We start from the raw sequence: 7,593 nt of genomic DNA on the forward strand, positions 1-7,593 counted from the left end.
GTTATGGAACTGATGTTTATGGGCACCGGCGACGCGCAGCAGGTGCCGCTGACCGGTTGCGACTGCATCGCTTGCGAGCGCGCCCGGCTGGACCCGCGTTTTCAGCGCGGACCGAGCAGCATGCTGGTGCGGTGCGACGGCGAGGCGACGCTGCTGGACGCCGGCGTGACCCAACTGGAGCAGCGCTTTGGCGTTAACGAGATTCGCCGCATTCTGCTGACGCACTACCATGTCGACCATGTGCAGGGGCTGTTTTCGCTGCGCTGGGGCATCGGCGACCGTATTCCGGTGTTCGGCCCGCCGGATGAACAAGGATGCGACGATCTGTACAAGCATCCGCGTCGGCTTGATTTTCAGCCGGCGATGACGCCGTTTCAGACGGTAGCGATGGGGGCGCTGCGGGTCACGGCGCTGCCGCTCAATCATTCCAAACCCACCTTCGGCTATCTGCTGGAACATGGCGGGCAGAGCGTGGCCTACCTGACCGACACCTGCGGTTTGCCGGACGATACGTTGGATTTCCTGCGCGGCAAACCGCTCGACCATATGGTGATGGACTGCACCCAGCCGCCGCGAGATCGGCCGCCGCTCAACCACAGCGACCTCAACACCGTGCTGCGGGTGCGCGAACAACTGCGGCCGACGCAGACCTGGCTGACCCACGTCAGCCATGAAACCGACGCCTGGCTGATGCAAAACGACCTGCCGGACGGGGTGCGCGCCGCGGCCGATGGGGCATGGATCGTTATGTAATGCGCAAAACCGAATCTCAATTCGATCAGTGTATTCAGCGGGGGCTCATCGGTTCTCCACCATCGCTACCACGCAAGTGATACAAACATGCAAGTGATACAAACATGCAAGTGATACAAACACGCAAGTGATACAAACGCCTGCGTGGTAGTGGCGTTTTTTGATTGAAAAGAATCACGCCGATGAGAAAGAAAAACTAGACGGCGGCACCAGAGCGTACTGCCACATTGTTCAGTATCGTCATGACTTCCTCTGGTAGTTTGATATTGATGGCCGCGAGATTCTCCCGAAGATGCATAACGGATGAGGTGCCAGGAATCAATGTGATGTTCGGTGAACGCCGCAGCAGCCATGCAAGTGCTAACTGCATGGGCGTGATACCGAGGCGTTGGGCCTCATTGGACAGAATAGACGACTGCAACGGATTGAAGCCGCCAAGCGGGAAAAACGGAACGTAGGCGATGCCTGCCGCGGCCAGCGCATCAATCAGCTCATCATCGGTACGATGCGCCAGATTGTAGTGGTTTTGGACACAGACGATTGCGCAGATTTTTTGTCCTTGCGCCACCTGAGAGGCCGTGACATTACTCAGCCCAATATGGCGGATAAGACCTTGCTGCTGAAGCTCGGCCAACGTAGTAAGTTGAGCCTCAATCGACCCTTCCATCGGCGCGTGCGGGTTGGTCATTACCCGAAAGTTAACCACATCAAGCACATCCAGCCCGAGATCACGCAGGTTATCGTGCACCGCCTGGGTCAACTCTCTGGGGGATGACGCGTCGAACCATGAACCGTCCTTGCTTCGCCCGACGCCAACCTTGGTGGCGATGACCAGATCGTCGGAGTAAGGGGCCAGCGCTTCGCGGATCAACCGGTTAGTCACATGGGGACCATAGCAATCGGCGGTGTCGATGTGGTTCACCCCTAATGCAACCGCTTCGCGCAACACCGCCAGTACGGCATTTTTGTCCTTCGGCGGGCCGAAGACGCCGGGACCCGCCAACCGCATTGTCCCGTAACCTAACCGTTTGATGGTGTAGCTGCCGAGGGTAACTGTATCTAATGTATTGATAGTTGACATGGCCTTTCTCCTTCAGATGAGCAAGGCGACACTATAGCGGTTGTTGATATTGACGATAATTCAGTACAATTGGTACGGGCTGTGCAATATTGCGAACAATAAATGAATATCGATTTAAAAGATCTGGAAGCCTTCGTGGCGGTGGCGCGTGCCGGCGGTTTTCGTGACGCCGCCCGAGCGAATGGCGTCAGCGCGTCAGGGTTGAGTGAGGCGGTACGCCGCCTTGAAACGCAACTGGCGATCAGGTTATTGCATCGTACGACGCGTAGCGTTGCGCCGACGGAGGCGGGCCAGAGTTTATTGGCGCGGCTGGAGCCCGCGTTGACCGAAGTCGAAAATGCGCTTGATGTGGTGAACGGTTTTCGCGATAGGCCAACGGGGACGCTGAGACTGAATGTCCCCGTCAGTGCCGCCAGACTGGTGTTGCCGGGCCTGATCGCTCCATTTCTTGCCGCGTATCCTGATATCAAACTTGAGGTGGTCGTAGAGGAAAGCTTTGTCGATATGCTGGCCGCAGGATGCGATGCGGGTATTCGTTACGGCGAGCGACTGGAGCAGGATATGATCGCCGTGCCCATTGGGCCTCGCTCGCAACGCCTGGCGATAGCGGCGTCTCCCGCTTACTTTGCACGCTGTGGCCGCCCGGCGCACCCGCGAGATCTGGTCGGGCATGCTTGTCTGCGTGGTCGTTTTCCCAGCGGGACGATGCCGCTGTGGGAGTTTGAGCGTAATGGCGAGGTGGTGCAGGTGGATCCTGCGGGGCCGCTGGTGGTGCAGATCGGTGGTGGTACCGATCTTCTTATCGATGTAGCGATTGCAGGCGTCGGTATTGTCTATCTGTTTGAGGACTGGCTACGCCCACATCTGGAAAACGGTACGCTGGAGCCTGCGCTTGAGCCCTGGTGGCAACGCTTCCCGGGGCCATTTCTTTATTATCCCGGTCACCGTCTTATCCCAACGCCGCTCAGAGCCTTTATCGATTTTATCAAAGCCTCGACTGTGCCTGTCGTTTCTGACAGATAATGTTTCTGACAGATAACGCGTCCTTACGCCTTTGGCTTGGGTCGTAGTCGGACGTTATAGGGTTTCTCTCACCGAAAGTATGCCGGTGATGGCATGCCGTGAAGTTCATTTTTTAATCATAAAGCTGTCATCAGGTATTCATCTGCGCTGCGCTTAATAGCCTCCATATTGTTGACTAAACGATGACGAAAATTCATGGCACAGGCACTGTTGGCATCCGAAAACGCTACTCCACTGCGCGCACATCATTTCCAGACGCAACCGCAGCAGACCGTACTGTCGGTACGTCAGCTGTGTAAAGCCTATTCCAGTCAGCAGCGGGTGCTGGAGAACCTCAATTTTGATTTGCACGCCGGCGAGATGGTGGCGGTGATTGGTCGCTCCGGTGCCGGTAAGTCCACCTTGTTGCACGTGATGAACGGCACCATCCCGGCCAGCGAAGGACAAATCCTGCGCTATCCCGCCCGGCATGACGGCGGGCAGGGCGACACGCAGGATATTCTGCGTTTCAGTACCCGGCAGATGCGTCAGTGGCGCAGCGAATGCGGCATGATCTTCCAGGATTTCTGTCTGGTGCCGCGGCTGGATGTGCTGACCAACGTACTGCTGGGCCGCCTGAGCCGAACCTCCACCCTGAAGTCGTTCTTCAAACTGTTTTCCGATGAAGATCGCGCGCACGCCATTGGGCTGCTGCAATGGATGAACCTGTTGCCGCACGCGTTGCAGCGGGCGGAAAACCTGTCCGGCGGGCAGATGCAGCGCGTCGCTATCTGCCGCGCGCTGATGCAGAACCCCAAAATCCTGCTGGCCGACGAGCCGGTGGCATCGCTCGACCCGAAAAACACCCGCCGCATTATGGACGTGCTACGGCAGGTGAGCGCCAACGGCATCACCGTGGTGGTGAATCTGCACTCGGTCGAGCTGGTGAAAGAATACTGCACCCGCGCTATCGGCATCGCTCAGGGACGCATTCTGTTTGACGGCCCGCCGTCGGAACTGACCGACAGCCTGCTGCGTACCCTGTACGGCGACGATTTGCAGCCGGTGCATTAATTCCCTGCTTGAAACACTTGTCACGTCGGCGGCCTTGACGCCGACGCCGGATTTTTTGACATCTGCACCTTAGTAAGACGACCAAATGCGTACGACGACTAAATTGGCATAACGACAACTTGGCATAACGACAACATAGGCAAAACTGATGAAAAAAACCTTCACGTTGACCACCTTGCTGGCCGGTGCGGTAATGTCCGCCAGCGTATTCGCCGCGGAAACACCGAAAACGCTGAATCTGGGCATTTTGGGCGGTCAGAACGCTACCCAGCAGATCGGCGATAACCAGTGCGTCAAACAGTTTCTCGATAAAGAGCTGAATGTCGATACCCAATTGCGCAACTCATCCGATTATGCCGGGGTTATTCAGGGGTTACTGGGCAAGAAGATTGATCTGGTGCTGAGCATGTCGCCGTCGTCGTATGCGTCGGTATACATCAAAGATCCCAACGCGGTGGATGTCGTCGGTATCGCGGTGGACGACGTCGACCAGTCGCGCGGCTACCATTCGGTGGTGATCGTTAAGGCCGACAGTTCGTACCAAAAGCTGGAAGACCTGAAAGGCAAGGCGTTCGGTTTCGCCGACCCGGATTCCACCTCCGGCTACCTGATTCCCAATCAGGCGTTTAAAGAGAAATTCGGCGGCAGCGCCGATAACAAGTACAACAATTTCTTCTCCAGCGTCACCTTCTCCGGCGGGCATGAGCAGGACATCCTCGGCGTGCTTAACGGCCAGTTTGACGGTGCGGTGACCTGGGCATCGATGATTGGCGACTACAACACCGGCTACACCAGCGGTGCGTTCGGCCGTCTGATTCGTATGGATCACCCGGACCTGATGAAACAGATTCGCATCATCTGGCAATCGCCGCTGATCCCGAACGGCCCGATTCTGGTGAGCAACGCGCTGCCGGCCGACTTCAAAGCCAAACTGATTACCGCCGTGAACAAGCTGGATAAAGAAGATCACACCTGTTTCATCAAGGCGATGGGCGGCAAACAGCACATCGGCCCGGCCAGCGTGGACGATTACAAAACCATTATCGCCATGAAGCGTGAACTGACCAAAGGCAACCGCTAAGGGCGGCGCGCCGGGTCGTCAGGCTCGGTGTTCCCCTAACCAGCGGTGCGCAACGGTGCAACATTGACGGACTGCAGTACAGGCAGGATGCCTATTTTTTCATCTCGTTGCGGTTCCAACCCATCATCCGTTCTTCCACCATTCAGACCAAACCCATGCTGAACCCTGATTTCGAACGCTATTACCAGCGGATACGCACGCAGCAGAAGCGTGAGTCGTTGATATGGACACTGGTGCTGGTCGTGCTGTACATCGGCGCGGGCGCGTTGTCCGAATTCAATCTGCATACCCTGTGGACATCGCTTCCCCACTTTTTCGACTACCTGATCGAGACGCTGCCGGTGTTGCACTGGTCGCTGCTGTTCGCCGACGGGCATACCGAAGGTTCGCTGGCTTACTGGGGATATCGCCTCAATATCCAGTTGCCGTTGATCTGGGATACGCTCAATCTGGCGCTGGCGGCGACGCTGCTGTCGGTAGCGGCGTCGGTGGTGCTGGGTTTTCTGGCCGCCGGCAATACCCGCAGCCCGCCGGGCGTCCGATTCGCCGTCCGCGCGATGGTGGCGTTTTTACGCACCATGCCGGAACTGGCGTGGGCGGTGATGTTTGTGATGGCGTTCGGCATCGGCGTCATTCCGGGCTTTCTGGCGCTGGCGCTGCACACCATCGGCAGCCTGACCAAACTGTTTTATGAAGCCATCGAAACCGCCTCGGAGCGGCCGGTGCGCGGGCTGGCCGCCTGTGGCGCCGGCGTGTTGCAGCGTATGCGTTTTGGGCTGTGGCCGCAGGTCAAGCCGATCGTGCTGTCCTACAGTTTTATGCGGCTGGAAATTAACTTCCGCCAGTCCACCATTCTCGGGCTGGTGGGCGCCGGGGGCATCGGTCAGGAACTGATGACCAATATCAAGCTGGACCGCTACGATCAGGTCAGCATGACCATGCTGCTGATCATCGTGGTGGTCTCGATTCTGGATGCGCTGTCCGGGCGGTTACGGCGGCAAGTGGTGGAGGGCGGCAAATGAACATGACCCCGTTGACCCCGGCGGATATCGCCGCGATGAAACAGCAACACCCGGCGCTGTTCAGCCAGCAACGTCGCTACTTATGGCGCGTCGGGCTGATGGCGGCGGCGGTGCTGCTTTACTATCTGGCGTTTCTGGCGTTTTTCGGCATCAGCGCCGGGCAGTGGCTGCATGGCCTCAGCGAACTGGGGCGCTATTTTCTGCGCATGTTCGTGTGGCATGATTTTCTCAACTGGCCGTTTGGTTACTACCTGTCGCAGGTGTTCATCACCATCGCCATCGTGTTCGCCGGCACCCTGACCGCCACGGTGGTGGCGCTGCCGTTGTCGTTCCTGGCGGCGCGCAACGTGATGCACGAACCGATGCTACGGCCGGTGGCGCTGCTGGTGCGCCGCCTGCTGGACGTGTTGCGCGGCATCGACATGGCGATCTGGGGGCTGATTTTCGTGCGGGCGGTGGGCATGGGGCCGCTGTCCGGCGCGTTGGCGATCCTGATGCAGGACACCGGTCTGCTCGGCAAGCTGTACGCGGAAGGGCACGAGGCGGTCGAGCGATCGCCCAGCCGCGGACTGGGCGCGGTCGGCGCCAACAGCCTGCAAAAACACCGTTTCGGCATCTTCACCCAGTCGTTTCCTACCTTTCTGGCGCTAAGCCTGTACCAGATGGAGTCCAATGTGCGATCGGCGGCGGTGCTGGGGTTTGTCGGCGCCGGCGGCGTCGGGCTGGTGTACGCCGAAAACATGCGGCTGTGGAACTGGGACGTGGTGATGTTCATCACCCTGATTCTGGTGGTGGTGGTGATGCTGATGGATGCCTTGTCCGCGCACCTGCGCCAGCGCTACATCATCGGCAAGCCGTTGCCGCTGTTTGAAGCGGACCCGTCATCGCCGCGTTAACCGGCGAATCAAATATCAATGCGATGTCGCGCCTGCGTGAGGCGCGACCTGGTTTTCAGGGTAACACTAAGATTCTTATCATGTTTCAATCCACGCGCCTTCGTGAGGCGCGACTGACGTTGACGGCCCCATTCCGCCGCCGCCGAGGTTTCAATCCACGCGCCTGTGTGAGGCGCGACACCTGAGCATGTGTTTCTGGCCAGTGGCGTTCAAGTTTCAATCCACGCGCCTGCGTGAGGCGCGACTGGTGCGGTTCCGATCGTCGATGACATTGTGATTTTTCAATCCACGCGCCTGCGTGAGGCGCGACGCTGGCGCTGCTGTGGGAGGACTATCAGACATGGTTTCAATCCGCGCGCCTGTGTGAGACGCGACCCTCCTGATGCCCATCGCGTACAGTTATTGACAGTTTCAATCCACGCGCCTGCGTGAGGCGCGACACGGATTGGCGGCGGACAGCATCGCATCGCGATAGTTTCAATCCACGCGCCTGTGTGAGGCGCGACGTCGTAGCGTTGATATCGCCATAAACCACGACCCGTTTCAATCCACGCCACGCGCCTACGTGAGGCGCGACCGGGGGCGAATACGGTGTCAACCTCGGTGGCAAGTTTCAATCCACGCACCTGCGTGAGGCGCGACTTTGTATACAAGTACCACAAGGACGGGTCAAGGTTTCAATCC

Annotated in this window: 7 protein-coding genes; 6 read left to right on the plus strand and 1 reads right to left on the minus strand. The window is 58.4% G+C overall.

The annotated features are described in order from the left end of the window. Nucleotides 1-3: 3 nt before the first annotated feature. The gene (phnP, locus tag DDA898_RS07595) at nt 4-753 is read left to right on the plus strand and encodes a phosphonate metabolism protein PhnP (RefSeq protein ID WP_038910766.1); all 750 of its coding nucleotides are present in this window, start codon (nt 4-6) and stop codon (nt 751-753) included. A 196-nt stretch (nt 754-949) separates the two neighbouring features. Here phnP and DDA898_RS07600 read toward each other — a convergent pair whose 3' ends face one another. Further along, nucleotides 950-1,834 carry an aldo/keto reductase family oxidoreductase gene (locus tag DDA898_RS07600; RefSeq protein ID WP_038910767.1) on the minus strand — a complete coding sequence of 295 codons (885 nt, stop codon included), beginning with the start codon at nt 1,832-1,834 and terminating at the stop codon, nt 950-952. Between the two features lie 102 nt (nt 1,835-1,936). Here DDA898_RS07600 and DDA898_RS07605 point away from each other — a divergent pair, with 102 nt between their 5' ends. The 5 genes from DDA898_RS07605 to phnE (DDA898_RS07625) all read left to right on the plus strand — a co-directional run bounded on the left by DDA898_RS07605 (nt 1,937) and on the right by phnE (DDA898_RS07625) (nt 6,909). Further along, a complete protein-coding gene (locus tag DDA898_RS07605; RefSeq protein WP_038910768.1) occupies nt 1,937-2,857 on the plus strand; it encodes a LysR family transcriptional regulator in 921 nt (306 codons plus the stop codon). Between the two features lie 195 nt (nt 2,858-3,052). After that, entirely contained in the window at nt 3,053-3,910 is an 858-nt protein-coding gene (gene phnC, locus DDA898_RS07610) for a phosphonate ABC transporter ATP-binding protein (RefSeq protein ID WP_081639228.1), read from the plus strand. Between the two features lie 148 nt (nt 3,911-4,058). Further along, entirely contained in the window at nt 4,059-4,991 is a 933-nt protein-coding gene (gene phnD, locus DDA898_RS07615) for a phosphonate ABC transporter substrate-binding protein (RefSeq protein WP_038900830.1), read from the plus strand. 155 nt (nt 4,992-5,146) lie between these two features. Continuing rightward, nucleotides 5,147-6,013 carry a phosphonate ABC transporter, permease protein PhnE gene (phnE, locus tag DDA898_RS07620; protein ID WP_201765888.1) on the plus strand — a complete coding sequence of 289 codons (867 nt, stop codon included), beginning with the start codon at nt 5,147-5,149 and terminating at the stop codon, nt 6,011-6,013. 2 nt (nt 6,014-6,015) lie between these two features. Continuing rightward, the gene (gene phnE, locus DDA898_RS07625; RefSeq protein WP_038912483.1) at nt 6,016-6,909 is read left to right on the plus strand and encodes a phosphonate ABC transporter, permease protein PhnE; all 894 of its coding nucleotides are present in this window, start codon (nt 6,016-6,018) and stop codon (nt 6,907-6,909) included. The last annotated feature ends 684 nt before the right edge of the window (nt 6,910-7,593 follow it).

Origin of the sequence: Dickeya dadantii NCPPB 898 (assembly GCF_000406145.1) — a bacterium.
Classification (GTDB): Bacteria; Pseudomonadota; Gammaproteobacteria; order Enterobacterales; family Enterobacteriaceae; genus Dickeya; species Dickeya dadantii.

Bases quoted from the DNA above. Each gene is read 5' to 3' on its own strand.
- phnE (WP_038912483.1), top strand. From the start codon at position 6,016: ATGACCCCGTTGACCCCGGCGGATATCGCCGCGATGAAACAGCAACAC.
- phnE (WP_201765888.1), top strand. From the start codon at position 5,147: ATGCTGAACCCTGATTTCGAACGCTATTACCAGCGGATACGCACGCAG.
- phnP (WP_038910766.1), top strand. From the start codon at position 4: ATGGAACTGATGTTTATGGGCACCGGCGACGCGCAGCAGGTGCCGCTG.
- phnD (WP_038900830.1), top strand. From the start codon at position 4,059: ATGAAAAAAACCTTCACGTTGACCACCTTGCTGGCCGGTGCGGTAATG.
- DDA898_RS07605 (WP_038910768.1), top strand. From the start codon at position 1,937: ATGAATATCGATTTAAAAGATCTGGAAGCCTTCGTGGCGGTGGCGCGT.
- phnC (WP_081639228.1), top strand. From the start codon at position 3,053: ATGGCACAGGCACTGTTGGCATCCGAAAACGCTACTCCACTGCGCGCA.
- DDA898_RS07600 (WP_038910767.1), bottom strand. From the start codon at position 1,834: ATGTCAACTATCAATACATTAGATACAGTTACCCTCGGCAGCTACACC.